The sequence below is a fragment of the Streptosporangium sp. NPDC003464 genome (assembly GCF_053588315.1).
Map to the genome: position 1 here is coordinate 1 of NZ_JBSFPS010000277.1, position 13,183 is coordinate 13,183.

Annotated in this window: 13 protein-coding genes; 5 read left to right on the plus strand and 8 right to left on the minus strand. The window is 72.3% G+C overall.

Annotated features, from left to right (window positions below; genetic code table 11):
• From ACWDS7_RS39800 to ACWDS7_RS39815, 4 genes are all read right to left on the minus strand, one after another.
• A partial coding sequence (locus ACWDS7_RS39800) for a protein kinase domain-containing protein (protein ID WP_451933479.1) occupies nucleotides 1–452 on the minus strand: 452 nt, incomplete at its 3' end.
• Between the two features lie 7 nt (nucleotides 453–459).
• The gene (locus ACWDS7_RS39805) at nucleotides 460–2,493 is read right to left on the minus strand and encodes a protein kinase domain-containing protein (RefSeq protein ID WP_451933480.1); all 2,034 of its coding nucleotides are present in this window, start codon (nucleotides 2,491–2,493) and stop codon (nucleotides 460–462) included.
• Between the two features lie 323 nt (nucleotides 2,494–2,816).
• A complete protein-coding gene (locus ACWDS7_RS39810) occupies nucleotides 2,817–3,458 on the minus strand; it encodes a DUF4142 domain-containing protein (protein ID WP_451933481.1) in 642 nt (213 codons plus the stop codon).
• 263 nt (nucleotides 3,459–3,721) lie between these two features.
• Nucleotides 3,722–4,408 carry a fasciclin domain-containing protein gene (locus tag ACWDS7_RS39815; RefSeq protein ID WP_451933482.1) on the minus strand — a complete coding sequence of 229 codons (687 nt, stop codon included), beginning with the start codon at nucleotides 4,406–4,408 and terminating at the stop codon, nucleotides 3,722–3,724.
• A 191-nt stretch (nucleotides 4,409–4,599) separates the two neighbouring features.
• Here ACWDS7_RS39815 and ACWDS7_RS39820 point away from each other — a divergent pair, with 191 nt between their 5' ends.
• Complete coding sequence (locus ACWDS7_RS39820) at nucleotides 4,600–5,061, plus strand: PPOX class F420-dependent oxidoreductase (protein ID WP_451933483.1); 462 nt, start codon at nucleotides 4,600–4,602, stop codon at nucleotides 5,059–5,061.
• Nucleotides 5,062–5,209: 148 nt separating this feature from the next.
• Here the strand turns inward: ACWDS7_RS39820 and ACWDS7_RS39825 are convergent, their stop codons facing one another.
• Nucleotides 5,210–5,863: a hypothetical protein gene (locus ACWDS7_RS39825; RefSeq protein ID WP_451933484.1), complete on the minus strand. Its 654-nt coding sequence runs from the start codon at nucleotides 5,861–5,863 to the stop codon at nucleotides 5,210–5,212.
• A gap of 17 nt (nucleotides 5,864–5,880) precedes the next feature.
• On the opposite strand from ACWDS7_RS39825, the gene ACWDS7_RS39830 reads away from it, so the two are divergent.
• Entirely contained in the window at nucleotides 5,881–6,063 is a 183-nt protein-coding gene (locus tag ACWDS7_RS39830) for a hypothetical protein (RefSeq protein WP_451933485.1), read from the plus strand.
• A gap of 191 nt (nucleotides 6,064–6,254) precedes the next feature.
• On the opposite strand, the gene ACWDS7_RS39835 is transcribed toward ACWDS7_RS39830, so the two are convergent.
• The 3 genes from ACWDS7_RS39835 to ACWDS7_RS39845 are packed head-to-tail and all read right to left on the minus strand — an operon-like array spanning nucleotide 6,255 to nucleotide 8,292.
• Nucleotides 6,255–7,355 carry a Gfo/Idh/MocA family protein gene (locus ACWDS7_RS39835; RefSeq protein WP_451933486.1) on the minus strand — a complete coding sequence of 367 codons (1,101 nt, stop codon included), beginning with the start codon at nucleotides 7,353–7,355 and terminating at the stop codon, nucleotides 6,255–6,257.
• The gene (locus tag ACWDS7_RS39840; RefSeq protein WP_451933487.1) at nucleotides 7,352–8,101 is read right to left on the minus strand and encodes a sugar phosphate isomerase/epimerase family protein; all 750 of its coding nucleotides are present in this window, start codon (nucleotides 8,099–8,101) and stop codon (nucleotides 7,352–7,354) included. Before ACWDS7_RS39840 ends, ACWDS7_RS39835 begins: the two co-directional genes overlap by 4 nt.
• Nucleotides 8,098–8,292, minus strand: a complete 195-nt coding sequence (locus ACWDS7_RS39845) for a hypothetical protein (RefSeq protein ID WP_451933488.1) — start codon at nucleotides 8,290–8,292, stop codon at nucleotides 8,098–8,100. Before ACWDS7_RS39845 ends, ACWDS7_RS39840 begins: the two co-directional genes overlap by 4 nt.
• Before the next feature lie 315 nt (nucleotides 8,293–8,607).
• Between ACWDS7_RS39845 and ACWDS7_RS39850 the strand changes: the two genes are divergently transcribed.
• The 3 genes from ACWDS7_RS39850 to pgm all read left to right on the plus strand — a co-directional run bounded on the left by ACWDS7_RS39850 (nucleotide 8,608) and on the right by pgm (nucleotide 13,057).
• Nucleotides 8,608–9,642, plus strand: coding sequence for a LacI family DNA-binding transcriptional regulator (locus ACWDS7_RS39850; RefSeq protein ID WP_451933489.1), 1,035 nt, complete (start codon nucleotides 8,608–8,610; stop codon nucleotides 9,640–9,642).
• An 87-nt stretch (nucleotides 9,643–9,729) separates the two neighbouring features.
• Entirely contained in the window at nucleotides 9,730–11,283 is a 1,554-nt protein-coding gene (locus tag ACWDS7_RS39855; RefSeq protein WP_451933490.1) for a carboxylesterase/lipase family protein, read from the plus strand.
• Between the two features lie 136 nt (nucleotides 11,284–11,419).
• Nucleotides 11,420–13,057, plus strand: a complete 1,638-nt coding sequence (gene pgm, locus ACWDS7_RS39860) for a phosphoglucomutase (alpha-D-glucose-1,6-bisphosphate-dependent) (protein WP_451933491.1) — start codon at nucleotides 11,420–11,422, stop codon at nucleotides 13,055–13,057.
• The last annotated feature ends 126 nt before the right edge of the window (nucleotides 13,058–13,183 follow it).

Sequence of the window (13,183 nt, forward strand, 5' to 3'; positions counted from 1 at the left end):
AGCAGCACGTTGCTCGGCTTGAAGTCCCGGTGCACCACGCCCGCTCGATGGATGGCGCTCAGCGCGGTCATCGTGCCCACCGCGAGTCTCCGCAGCCGGGCGTCCCGCAGCGGGCCCTCGGTGTCGACGACCTGCTGGAGCGTGGGCCCTTGGACGTATTCGCTGACGATGTACGGCTGGGCGCCGAGCATGCCCGTCTCGACGACCTGGGCGGTGCAGAAGGGGGCCACCCGGCGCAGGATCTCGATCTCCCGGAGAAGGGGGTCCGGCACCGGGCCCGTCGGCCGGTCCGTGCCCGGGCTCTGTCGCAGCAGCTTGACGGCGACACGCTCCCCGGAGGGCGAGGCGCCCAGGAAGACCGAGCCCTGGCCGCCCTCGCCGACCCGCCCGAGGAGCTCGTAGGCGCCCACGTGCGAGGGGTCGTCCGCGCGCAGCGGAGCAAGATCCGTCATGACCGGCTTACTTCCGGGCGAATCTGAACTGGACGACCTTGGCGTTCTTCCTGGTGATCTCGGCCAGGGTGCGGACCACCTTGCCGTGGAGATCCACGACGACGTACTTGAAGGGGTCCTTCCGCGGGTCGCGGACGATCAGATGGTGCTCGTCCCACCATCCCACTATCGTGGTGTCGCCGTCCCAGACCGGGACCGAGGCGATCCTGTTGCCGGTCTTGGTGTCCCACACGCATCCGGCGTTCCGCTTGCCCGTGCTCTCCGGGCAGTAGGTGTAGAAACGCGTGCCCGAAGGGGAGAAGATCCCGGGACCGGGCATCAGCCCCACCCAGGGCATGGTCCGCACGACCTTCCCGCTCTGGTCGCGGAACCGGACCCCGAACGTCGGTTTCTTGTGCTCGTAGGCGCCGACCACGAGGGTCCCGTCGGGGCTCCAGTCGAAGTTGCCGTAGCCGTCCCGCTGGTCGTCGGTCTTGACGACGGTCGCCTTGCGGGTGCCGACGTCGACGACGACGAACCCCGCGGGGTACTGCACCTTCTGCTTGACGTCGAAATCGTAGACGGTCAGGAGCAGCCGCCTGCTGTCCGGGCTCCACGTCCCCGAGAGTCCTCTCAGCGGCTGCTTGAGCGTGTCCACCGAGAACTTCTCGCCGGTGGCCGAGTTGATGAAGGTGACGTAGTCGTAGCTCGACGCGGCGAACTTGAGCCAGGGGTTGACCGCGACCCACTTGCCGTCCGGCGAGACCGTGGGGTCGCCGAAGTCGGCGTCCTGCGCCACCAGGCGGAAGGCGTCACCACCCGGGACGCGCGCGTATGTGCGGTAGACCGGGCCCTTGTGGTCGGTGATGAAGTAGGACGCCAGGCGCACCGGGTCCGCCGGGTTCTCGTGCAGCGTGAGCCGCCGCCCCGGCGCCTTCACCTTCCCCGTGGCCGCCGGGGGAGGCGTCGGTGACGCCTCGATGACGACGGGAGAGGGAGAGGGGAGCGGTGTGGGGGGCGGTGCGGCCACCCGGACGGGGGCCGCACGGGGGGTCAACGCGTAGACGGTGCCGCCCGAGACGAGGGCGATGGCCACGGCGGCGGCGCCGAGCAGCACGGAACGGCGGCGCCGGCCCGGCCGGGACGGGGGATGGGACGGGGGCGGGAGCCGCACGCGCGTGGCCGGATCGGGCGGCGGAGCGGACCGGAGATCCGGGCCGGCGGCGGCCGGGACGGAGGGGAGCGGCTCGGCGGTCGCGAGGATCGTGGAGTGCCCGACCAGCCTGAGCAGGACGTCGCTGGCGGCCGGCCGGTTCCGGGGGTCCTTGGCCAGGCAGTCGGCCACCAGGCCGCGGAGGTCGTCGCCCAGGACGGTGAGGTCCGGCTCGCCCCCCAGGACCCGATTGATCGTCGCCGACATGGAGCCCGCCTCGAAGGGCGACCGCCCGGATGCCGCGAAGAGCATCGTGGCGCCCCACGCGAACAGATCGGCTGCCGGCCCCACGGGCTCGCCCTCCAACTGCTCCGGCGTCAGGTAGGCGGGCATGCCGACCGACCGCGTGGTGCTGCCGGCCCCGGCCTCGAGCGCCTCGGCGATGCCGAAATCGATCACTCGCGGCCCGTCCGGGCCGAGCAGCACGCTGCCCGGGTTGAAGTCGCGGTGGACGATCCCGGCCTGGTGGATGGCGACCAGGGCCGTCATCGTGCCGATGGCGAGCCGGTGCAGCGCCGCGCCGCGCAGCGGACCGTCGTCCTCGACGGCCTTGTACAGGGTGGGACCGTCGATGTATTCGCTGACCACGTACGGCCGATCGCCGGCCAGGCCGGTCTCGACGACCTGCGCGGTGCAGAAGGCGGACACCTGCCGCAGTTCCTCGACCTTGCGCAGGAACCGTTCACTCCCGGTCAGATCGGCGTGCACGAGTTTGACGGCGACGTGCTCCTCCCCCGGCCCCGTCGCCAGATAGACGGTGCTCTTCCCGCCCTCGCCGAGTTTCCCGACAATCCGATATGAACCTAAATAAGGCGGATCATCCGAGTGCAGGGGCTCGACCTCCGGCATGTCGGGCTTCTCCTTAAAGCTCGTCCGTAGATCATCAACTATCCGCACAGATCTGCGTGACGGCAAGCCCATCGCATCATGCCACGGACGGAAAGGCTCCGACGGAAAAGATCATAGATATTGGTGGAACAGGTGAGATATACGCGTCGCCGTCGATCACTCGGCCGTTCCGGTGCCCCTCTCCTGTTTCGGGAGCACGGTCTCCGGGGAGCACGACCCCCGTCTCACGGGAGAGCCCGACCGCGGTCCGCGGCGGGACGGCTCGGGCGGACCCGGCGGAGACGCGGCGGGCGGGCATGCCGTCCGCCCGTCTCCTCCGCCCGTCACTCGCCGATGCCGCCAGGGGGAGGCATGGGGCTCCCGGTGCCCTCATGGCCGGGGCTCATGGTGCCACCGGGGCTGGGAGACACGGTGCCGCTGGGGCTGGGACTGGGGCTGGGGCTGGGACGCACGGTGCCGCCGCGGGCCTTGCGGAGCAGGTTCAGGTGCTCCCGCACCACCGGCCTGGCGTCCTCGGCCAGCTTCTTCACCTCAGGGGACGAACCTTCGCGCAGCTCCTGATCCAGGCGGTCGAGGGTCTGGCGGTGGCCGACGATCATCGCGGCCAGCCACACGTTGTCGAAGACCTGCCCGGTCAGCCTCGACAGCTCGGCGAGCTGATCGCGCTGGTCGGCGTTCGGATCTCCGGGAAGCGGCACTTTGGCCTTCTGGGCCGCCTGCCGCACGCTCTCGTCCAGCTTCGTATGGTTGTCAACCAGAACTTTCCCGATGTCACTTATGCTGCGGTCTGTCGATCTCTGCTGGGCGAGCTTCCCCGCCTGGATCTCGGTCAGGTTGACCCGATGTATCTGAACCAGAAACTTCTTGTCCTGCTCGTTGAGATTCGGCTGAGCGGCGATGGCTCCGGCGGTGCCGCCCAGAACGACGGCCGCGACGGCCAGCAGGACGATAATCCTTCGGATCATTGGATCCCCCGTCAGTGCGTGAACGGATTAGCACCTTTCTCCACATATGCATTGATGCCTGCCGATATAGCAGAATTCGGGTGAAAATGCGGTAGCTCCGGCCTCCGCCTCCCGGGGGCGCCCGCGGGCCGGATCCGTCCTCCGCCCCGTGCCGCCCCCGCCCGCCGAGTACCGCGCCGGCCGCCCCCGGACGGGCGCGGCACTCGTCATCCGCCGGAGGGGAGACGGCGAGGGGCGCCCGCGGCAGGCGCCCCTACGGCCGTTCAGCTCGGCGTCGCCTCGGAGCTCGGCGACCCCTCGGCGTGGGGGAGGAGAACCATGTCGACGAGGTAGACGGTGGCGTTGGAGGTCTGCAGGTTGCCACAGACGACCTTGGCGTCCTCGACGGTGTAGTCCTCCTCGCCGGCCTTCTTGACGGTCAGCGTGCCGCCGCCGAGCGTGGTCAGCGGCCCCTCGGCGAGTTCGGCGGGGGTCTTCTTCCCCTCGGCGACGTGGTTGTTGAGGATCTTGGTCAGGAGCTCCTTGTCCGCCAGGGCCTTCGCGAGGACCTCCTTGGGGATCTTGCCGAAGGCCTCGTTGGTGGGGGCGAACACCGTTATGTCCGGTGCGGAGTCCAGCTTCTCGATCAGTCCGGCCTGCTTGGCGGCCTTGGCCAGCGTGGACAGCTGCGGGATATGGGAGAGCGCGGTGCCGAGCGGCTCCGAGGCTATGCTGCCGGGGCTGCCCGGGCCGGAGGCGGGCAGGGAGGAACAGCCGGGGCCGAACGGCTTGGTCATGGCCCCGGGCGACTCCGAGGTCATGTCCGTGGGCGACTCGGAGGTCATGTCCGTGGGCATGGGCGTGGGAGAGACACGGAGGACGGAGCCCGTGGCGGCCGCGTGGCCGGCGACGGGGACCGCGGCCAGAGCCAGCGCGGTCAGGGCCGAGGCGAGCAGAGCCTTCTTCTTCACAGTGATCTCCTTGGATGGATGGATGAGCCCTCCGGGATCCGTCCGCCGGGCCCCGCGCCGCTCATCGATCTTTCGTAGATCAATTCCCTCCAATTTCAGGTTAAATGCCCCATAGAGTGACTCTTGACCACATATCTCCCTGCTATGAGGAGACGCCGGGGCGTCCATGGGGCGCCCCGTACAGTGGGGGCATGAGCCCGAAGATCGCTACCAACGAGGTCGTCTCCCATGATCGACTGCTGGAGTTCCTGCGCGGGCGCCACCGCGCGCTGGTCATCACGGCGCGCCGCGACGGCGGCCCCCAGGCCTCCCCGGTGACCTGCGGCGTCGACGCCGAGGGGCGCATCGTGGTGTCCACCTACCCCGAGCGCGCGAAAGCGGCCAACGCCCGCCGCGACCCCCGGGTGAGCATCGTGGTCCTGTCGGACGACTTCGACGGGCCCTGGGTCCAGGTGGACGGCACGGCGGAGGTCCTGGACCTGCCCGAGGCGCTGGAGCCGCTGGTCGACTACTACCGGGCCGTCGCCGGCGAGCACCCCGACTGGGACGACTACCGCGCGGCCATGGTCCGCCAGGGCAAGTCACTGCTGCGGCTCACCCCGGTCCGCTGGGGGCCGATCGCCACCGGCGGCTTCCCCGCCCGCCTCGCCTGACCCCCGCCCGTCTCGACGGTGTCCGGCACGGCCCACTCCCCTCGCGTCCACGGCGACGTGCCCGCCGCGGGTGTCCGCGGCGGCGCCGAGCGACGGGATCGGCCACCTGTGACTTCGGGTGACGGGCCGCCGGGGGTTGCGCCCGCGGTCAGGTCCGCCCCACGGCCTGCGCCAGCTTCACGGTGATCTCCCCGCCGAGCTGGAACCCGCCGGACAGCTCAAGGTCGTCACCGCTCCAGAACCGGCCCGGGTCGTACCAGTTCGGGCGGCGGCCGCCGGGCAGCAGCCCCATCGCCTCGTAGGTGACGGCGACGACCTCCGCGCAGTAGGCGCTCTCCAGGGCGCTCTCCTCGGCGCCCCGCTTCAGGATCTTCGGCACCCGCCCGCGGATCCAGCGCCCGGCGAGCCGGGCCGTGGACGGGAACGGGGTGCCGTCCAGCCGGGCGACGGTGCGCAGGACCGCGTCCTCCATCTCCCGGGTGACCTGGGGGTCGAGCTGGCGCAGCCAGGCGCGCTGGCCGTACTTGGTGGCCCACACGCGGACCGCCTCGCGCAGGTCGTGGAGCTGGACCCCGCGCTGGTGGGTGCCCGACCACAGGTCGGGCAGCGAGCGGCCGAGTTCGGCGTGCCACATCAACGGGGGCATGTCGTCGATGACGACGGACATTCCGACATGGTTGACGGGACTGTTCGTCACCGTCTGGATCGCTCGGTCGGGCACGGTGCGGCCGCGGAACAGCCACACGTCGCCGGTACGGGTCAGGTTGACCGCCTCGTCGAGGCTGATGCTCTTGCCGGGCATCTCTGTAGCCTAGGGACATGCGGTGGTGGAAGATACTCGGCCTGGCAGGCGTCGCGGGCGTGGCGGCGACCGGCGTGGTGATCGCGCGGGCGGAACGGCGGCGGCAGGCCTACACCCCGGACGAGATCCGGCTCCGGCTCCGCGCCCGGCTGGAGGAGGCCACGGCGGACGGCCGGGAGGCGGCCGGCCAGGCTCCCTGAGCCGGAGCGCGACGGGTCCGGCCCCTGACGCTCCCGGACGGCGGCGCGCCCCGGGAGAAGGCGGGTCACCCCGAGCGGCGGCGCGCCCCCCCAGGGAAGGGCGGATCACCCCCGGGACGGCGGCGCGCCCTGGGGAAGGGCGGGTCACCGCCCTCCGGCGGGGGCGGTGGCCACCGGCGGGCCGCCGGATGTCACAGCAGGCCCTGTGCCGGGTCCCAGCCGGCGGGCAGCGGGCCGGGGACCTCGCAGGTGCTGCCGACCGGCAGGAACTCGCCCCGCTCCGCGGAGCCCGCGACGGCCAGCATCGTGTCCAGGACGTGCAGGCCCAGCTCCCCCGTCGCGCGGTGCGGCCGGCCCGCCCGGATGGCCTGGGCCATGTCGAGCACGCCCAGCCCGCGGCCGGCGGTGGCGCCCTCCGCCGGGACGGTGACCCAGTCGTCGGTGAGGGCCCGGCGCAGGCGCACCGCGCCGTCGAAGGTGTTGGGGTCGGGCAGTTCCATGGTCGCCTCCGTCCCGGTGATCTCGATGAAACCCAGCCGGGGCAGCGGTGAGTCGAAGCTGAACACCATGGTGGCGGCCTGTCCGGCGGCGAACTCCAGGAGCGCGGTGGTGTGGGTGGGCACCTCCACCGGGAACCGGGTCCCGGCCCGGGGCCCGGAGCCGACGACCCGTTCCTCCCGGGCCCGGCGGGCGACCGCGGCCACCCGCTCGGCCGGTCCGAACAGCGTCACCAGGGCGGTCAGGTAGTAGGGGCCCATGTCGAACAGCGGTCCGGCGCCGGGCTTGAACAGGAATTCCGGGCTGGGATGCCACGATTCGGGGCCGGGGGTCTGCAGCAGCGTCAGCGCGGTCAGCGGGGTGCCGATGGCGCCCTCGGCGACGAGCCGGGCCGCGGTCTGCAGGCCGGCTCCGAGGAAGGTGTCGGGGGCGCAGCCGAGGCGCACTCCCGCCGCGGCCGCGGCCTCGATCACCTCCGTGCCGGACTCCCTGTCCAGGGCGAACGGCTTCTCGTTGTAGACGTGGCGGCCGGCCGCGACCGCCGCGGCGGCCACCGCCGCGTGCGCGGCCGGGATCGTGAGGTTGACGACGAGTTCGACGTCGGGGTGGGCGATCACCTCGGCCGGCGCCCCGGCCACCGGCACGCCGTACTGCCGCGCGACCTGCCGGGCGCGTTCCACGTCGAGGTCCGCGCACCCCACCACCCGCAGGTCGGGGAAGGAGGTGAGGTTGCGCAGGTACTGGTGGCTGATGGTGCCGCAGCCGACGACGGCCACACCGACCGGGCCCGTCACGGGCTCACCCGCCCGGCCGCGACGAGGCCGGTCAGATAGGCGTGGCTGGCGGCCAGCGCCTCGACCATGTCGGTGGCGCAGTGGTCCAGCTCCACGATCCGCACGGCGTCGGGGGCGGCGACCAGCGCCTCCACGATCGGCACCTCGCCCGCGCCCACCGCCGTCATCGGCCCCTCCTTGGTCGCCGGCCCGTCCTTGACGTGCAGGTGGCGCACCCGCCGGCCCAGCCGGGCCAGCAGCGCGGACGGGTCGGTCCCGCCCGTCGCCGCCCAGTAGACGTCCACCTCCAGGAGCACCTCCGGGTCCAGCAGTTCCTCCAGCGCCTCCAGCGCCGGGCGGCCGTCCACCCGCTGCTCCAGCTCCCACCAGTGGTTGTGGTATCCCAGCCGCAGGCCGAGGTCGGCCGCCTCACGGGCCGCCCCGTTGAGGGTCCGGGCCGCCCGCTCCAGGCCGTCCCGGTCGGCGAACCACTCGGCGGGAGCGGCCGGCACGATGACCGTGTCCGCCCCGATCCTGACCGCGGCGGCGAGCGCCGCCGCCCGGCGCTCGTCGAGCAGCGGGGCGTGCGCGCTGCACGCCCGCAGCCCGGTCGCCTCCAGGTCGGCGGCGAGTCCGTCGGGGTCCAGGTGCGCGTCGTACGGCTCGACGGCGCCGTAACCGATCTCGGCGATACGGCGCAGCACCGCACGGCGGTCGACGGCCGCCTGCTCACGCACGGAGTACAGCTGGACGGCGAGCGGGCTCATCCCAATGGTCCCTTCTGGCGTGACAGATCTGGTGCGGCGGCGGTCAGGGCCAGCGCGGCGGCGCCGTACAGGCCCGCGTCGCGCTCCAGCGAGGTCGGGCTGACGGTGAGGCGGCGCAGGAAGCCGAGGCCGGCCTGCTTGGCGACCGCCTGCCACCTTGGGCCGCCGATGTCGATCGCCAGGACCGTCATGGCCGGGGCTCGCGGCGCCCGGTACGGGATGCTTCGATAGAGGGGCGGGGAGGCAGGCCGCGCGGGCCTGGGGAGCGGGGGCTCACAGGATCCTCCTGCAGTCCGGGGGGACAGTTGCTTAACCGGGTAAGCGAGGTGAACCTACGGCCAGCACGACAAGGATGTCACCGCCACATTAACGACATAAATCCCGTTTTTACAGGCATCCGGTCCGGGAAAACCTCCCCCGGGACAGCGTGCGCGCCGACCGCGCAGGGCGCGTAGTAGAGTGCGCGGGAACGGCGACCTAGCTAACCGGTTCAGCCGAGGAACGGGATGAAGCGACCGACGATTGCCGACATCGCCCGCCGCGCGGGGGTCTCCAAGGTGGCGGTCTCCTACGCGCTGAACGGCCAGGCCGGGGTGTCGGAGGCGACGCGGGCCGCCATCATGGCCATCGCCGCCGAGATCGGCTGGCGCCCCAACAGCGCCGCCCGCGCCCTGAACGGCGCGCGGGCACGCACGATCGGCCTGGTGCTCTGCCGTCCCGCCCGCGTCCTGGGCATGGAGCCGTTCTTCATGGAGCTGATCAGTGGCATCGAGAGCGAGCTGTCGGTCCGGTCCTACGCCCTGATGCTCCAGATCGTCGCCGACCACGGCCAGGAGACGGCCGTCCACCAGCGCTGGTGGGGCGAGGGCCGCGTGGACGGCGCGTTCCTGCTCGACCTGCGCTTCGCCGACCCCCGGGTGACGGAGCTGCAGGTCCTGGGCATGCCCGCCGTGGTGGTCGGGCACCCGTCGGAGGCGGGCTCGCTGGCCTCGGTCTGGTCCGACGACGGCGCCGCCGTGCGCGAGACGATCGAATACCTCGCCGCGCTGGGCCACCGCCGCGTCGCCCGCGTCGCGGGCCTGCCCGAGCTCGTGCACACCGCCCTGCGCGACCGGGCCTTCGCCGCCTCCTGCGACGGTCTCGGGCTGAGCGGCCACGTCACCGCGCACACCGACTGCACCGGGGAGGAGGGGGCGCGGGCCACCCGGCGGCTGCTCAGCTCCCCCGACCGGCCGACCGCGATCGTCTACGACAACGGCATCACCGCCGTGGCCGGCCTCTCCGTCGCCCAGGAGATGCGCCTCGACGTCCCGCGCGACCTGTCGATCGTCGCCTGGGACGACTCCCCCCTCTCCCAGGTCGTCCGCCCCCCGCTCACCGCCCTGAGCCGTGACATCTCCGCCTACGGCGCGCACGCCGCCCAGCGGCTGCTCGCCCTGATCGACGGCGGGCAGGCGTCCGCCTTCGAGGACCGGGCGGCGTCCCTGACGGTCCGCGGCAGCACCGGCCCCCCACCCGCGCGGGCCCCGGAGCCCGCCTGACCGAGCCGGCGCACCAGGACTTCCGTCCCGGGTGATCCCGGATCGACGGCCCTTCTGAGCCGGGCGAGGATCCGACAGCGTGGAGGCATGCGAATCCTTCACACGACAGTCGCGGCGGCCGTACTGCTCACGGGTCACGCCGCCGAGCGCCGGGCGCCGGATCTCACCGCCGCCGGGACCGGCGCCGATCCCGCGGTCGTCAGGACCGACGCGGGAGCCGTGCGCGGCACGGTGACCGGCGAGCACCGCCTCTTCCAGGGGATCCCCTACGCCACCGCGGGCCGCTGGGAGGCTCCCGTGCCCGCGAAGAGCTGGGACGGCGTCAAGGACGCCACCGGGCCGGGCGCGATGTGCCCCCAGGTCGGCTCCGTCTACGCGCCCATCTCCAGCACCGACGAGGACTGCCTGTTCCTCAACGTCACCACCCCCCGCGCGCCGGGGAGGAACCGCCCGGTCATGGTCTGGATCCACGGCGACGGGGCGGTCGGCGCCGGCCACTTCTCCGACGCGCGCAAGCTCGCCTCGCGGGGCGTGGTGGTCGTCACGATCAACTACCGGCTCGGCGTGTTCAGCGGGTTCGGGTACCCGGGCCTGAAGAACTCCGGGACCTACGGCCTGCAGGACCAGCAGGAGGCGCTGCGATGGGTGCGGCGCAACGCGGCGGCCTTCGGCGGTGATCCGTCGAACGTCACGGCGTTCGGCGTCTCCTTCGGCGCGCTCGCCATCGGCGGTCATCTCACCTCCCCCGGCGCCAAGGGGCTGTTCCGGCGAGTGGCCATGCAGAGCGGCGAGACGATGATGGACATGCCGGCCAACAGCATGATCCCCGGCGTGCCGGCCGCCCCGACGTTCGCCTGGCGGAGCACCGAGGACGCCCAGGCGGTGGGCCAAACGTACGCCGAGCAGCTCGGCTGCCGGAGCCTGGCGTGCCTGCGCGCGCTGCCCGTGCGGAAGATCCTCGCGGTGCCGCAGATCATGAACGTCTTCCAGGCGTACGCCTACGGCAACAAGGTGCTCCCCGAACTGCCCTCGAAGGCGATCCGCGAGGGGCGCTTCCACCGGGTGTCCGTACTGGCGGGCGCGACACGCGACGAGCATCGGATCTTCGTCGGGATGAACTACGACGTGGCCGGCCGGCCGGTCACCGCCCAGCAGTACGGCACCCTGGTCAAGGAGGCGTTCGGCGGCGACGCCGGACGGGTGACGCGGAAGTATCCGCTCGCCTCCTACGCCTCCCCCAGCCAGGCGTGGGCGGCCGTGATGACGGACCGGCTGTGGGCGAGAGGCACGCACGAGCAGAACACCTCGCTGGCCGAGCACACCCCCGTCTACGGCTACGAGTTCGCCGACCGGAGGGCCCCGATGTTCCTGCCGCTGGAGGCGGACTTCGACTGGGGCGCCTTCCACGCCGCCGACCTGCCGTATCTCTTCCCGGACAAGAAGGCGCCGCTGACGGCCGCCCAGCGGAAACTGTCGGACCAGATGGTCGGCTACTGGACGAACTTCGCCCGCACCGGCTCGCCCAACGGCCCGGACCTGCCCAGGTGGCAGCCGCTCCCCCGAGGCACCCAGTCGCTCGCGCCCGGCGCGGTGCGGCCGATCGACTACGCCGCCGAGCACCGGCTGGACTTCTGGAGGTAGCGCGGTGCCTATACATATGTCCACTTTCCACTGATTGCGATGAGACGGGAGGATCAACGACGGACAACGGCTTTCAATAGAGTTCCGCCTGTTCGCGGATGGGTACCGTTGGCCGTGATGACATAAGGAGACCGCAATGACGCACGAGCGCGCGGGCAAGACCGCCCAGCCGTCCGACCTGGTGGACGTGGCCCGTCTGGTGACCGCCTACTACACCCTGCACCCCGACCCCCAGGAGGTCGGCCAGCGGATGGCGTTCGGGACGTCGGGACACCGCGGCTCGTCGCTGAACGTGGCGTTCAACGAGGACCACATCCTCGCGACCAGCCAGGCCATCGTGGAATACCGTGCGTCGCAGGGAGTGGACGGCCCGCTGTTCCTCGGCGCCGACAGCCATGCGCTCTCGGAGCCCGCGCGGGTTTCGGCCCTGGAGGTGTTCGCCGCCAACGGGGTGCGGGTGCTGATCGACAGCCATGACGGCTACACGCCGACACCGGCGCTCTCCCATGCGATCCTCACCCACAACCGGGGGCGTACGGCGGGGCGGGCCGACGGCGTGGTGGTGACCCCCTCGCACAACCCGCCCGGCGACGGCGGCTTCAAGTACAACCCGCCGAACGGCGGCCCGGCCGACACCGACGCCACCTCCTGGATCCAGGACCGGGCCAACGCGCTGATCGCGGACGGGCTGAAGGAGGTCCGGCGCGTCCCCTACACCAGGGCCATGGCCGCCGACACGACCGGCCGCCACGACTTCCTCGGCGGATACGTCGACGACCTGCCCTCGGTGCTGGACCTCGACGCGGTCCGGAGCGCCGGCGTCCGCATCGGCGCCGACCCGCTGGGCGGAGCGAGCGTGGCCTACTGGGGGGAGATCGCCGAGCGGCACCGGCTGGACCTGACGGTGGTCAACCCGCTGACCGACCCGACGTGGCGGTTCATGACGCTGGACTGGGACGGCAAGATCCGGATGGACTGCTCCTCGCCCTACGCGATGGCCTCCCTGATCGCCAACCGCGACGCGTTCGACGTCTCCACGGGCAACGACGCCGACGCCGACCGGCACGGCGTCGTCACCCCCGACGGGGGCCTGATGAACCCCAACCACTATCTCGCCGTGGCGATCTCCTACCTCTACTCGCACCGCCCCGACTGGCCGGCGGACGCCGGGGTCGGCAAGACGCTGGTGAGCAGCAGCATGATCGACCGGGTGGCCGCCGACCTGGGCAGGCGGCTGATGGAGGTGCCCGTCGGGTTCAAGTGGTTCGTGCCGGGCCTGCTCGACGGCTCGCTCGGCTTCGGCGGCGAGGAGAGCGCGGGGGCGTCGTTCCTGCGCCGCGACGGCTCGGTGTGGACCACTGACAAGGACGGCATCATCCTGGCGCTGCTCGCCTCGGAGATCATCGCGACCACCGGCCGCTCGCCGAGCGAGCACTACGCCGACCTGACCTCCCGGTTCGGCGACCCGGCCTACGCGCGGGTCGACGCCCCCGCGAGCCGGGAGGAGAAGGCCGTGCTCGCCAGGCTCTCGGCCGACCAGGTCACCGCCGAGACCCTCGCCGGCGAGCCGATCAGGCAGGTGCTCACCTCGGCGCCGGGCAACGGCGCCCCTCTGGGCGGGCTCAAGGTCAGCACCGACAGCGCCTGGTTCGCCGCCCGGCCCTCCGGCACCGAGGACGTCTACAAGATCTACGCCGAGTCCTTCAAGGGACCCGAGCACCTCGCCGAGGTGCAGGACGCGGCCAGGGCCCTGGTGTCGGAGTCGCTCGGCTGAGCCGGGCACCCGGCCGGCCGGCGGAGGCCCGGACCGGCCGGCCGGCGGGGCGGACCCGCGGGCCGGCCGGGTCCGGCGGGGGGGCCCCGGGCGCCGGGGCGGCCCCCCCCACAACCCCACAGCCCC

Bases quoted from the DNA above. Each gene is read 5' to 3' on its own strand.
- ACWDS7_RS39820 (WP_451933483.1), top strand. From the start codon at position 4,600: ATGAGCCCGAAGATCGCTACCAACGAGGTCGTCTCCCATGATCGACTG.
- pgm (WP_451933491.1), top strand. From the start codon at position 11,420: ATGACGCACGAGCGCGCGGGCAAGACCGCCCAGCCGTCCGACCTGGTG.
- ACWDS7_RS39810 (WP_451933481.1), bottom strand. From the start codon at position 3,458: ATGATCCGAAGGATTATCGTCCTGCTGGCCGTCGCGGCCGTCGTTCTG.
- ACWDS7_RS39840 (WP_451933487.1), bottom strand. From the start codon at position 8,101: ATGAGCCCGCTCGCCGTCCAGCTGTACTCCGTGCGTGAGCAGGCGGCC.
- ACWDS7_RS39825 (WP_451933484.1), bottom strand. From the start codon at position 5,863: ATGCCCGGCAAGAGCATCAGCCTCGACGAGGCGGTCAACCTGACCCGT.
- ACWDS7_RS39805 (WP_451933480.1), bottom strand. From the start codon at position 2,493: ATGCCGGAGGTCGAGCCCCTGCACTCGGATGATCCGCCTTATTTAGGT.
- ACWDS7_RS39850 (WP_451933489.1), top strand. From the start codon at position 8,608: ATGAAGCGACCGACGATTGCCGACATCGCCCGCCGCGCGGGGGTCTCC.
- ACWDS7_RS39830 (WP_451933485.1), top strand. From the start codon at position 5,881: ATGCGGTGGTGGAAGATACTCGGCCTGGCAGGCGTCGCGGGCGTGGCG.
- ACWDS7_RS39845 (WP_451933488.1), bottom strand. From the start codon at position 8,292: ATGACGGTCCTGGCGATCGACATCGGCGGCCCAAGGTGGCAGGCGGTC.
- ACWDS7_RS39855 (WP_451933490.1), top strand. From the start codon at position 9,730: ATGCGAATCCTTCACACGACAGTCGCGGCGGCCGTACTGCTCACGGGT.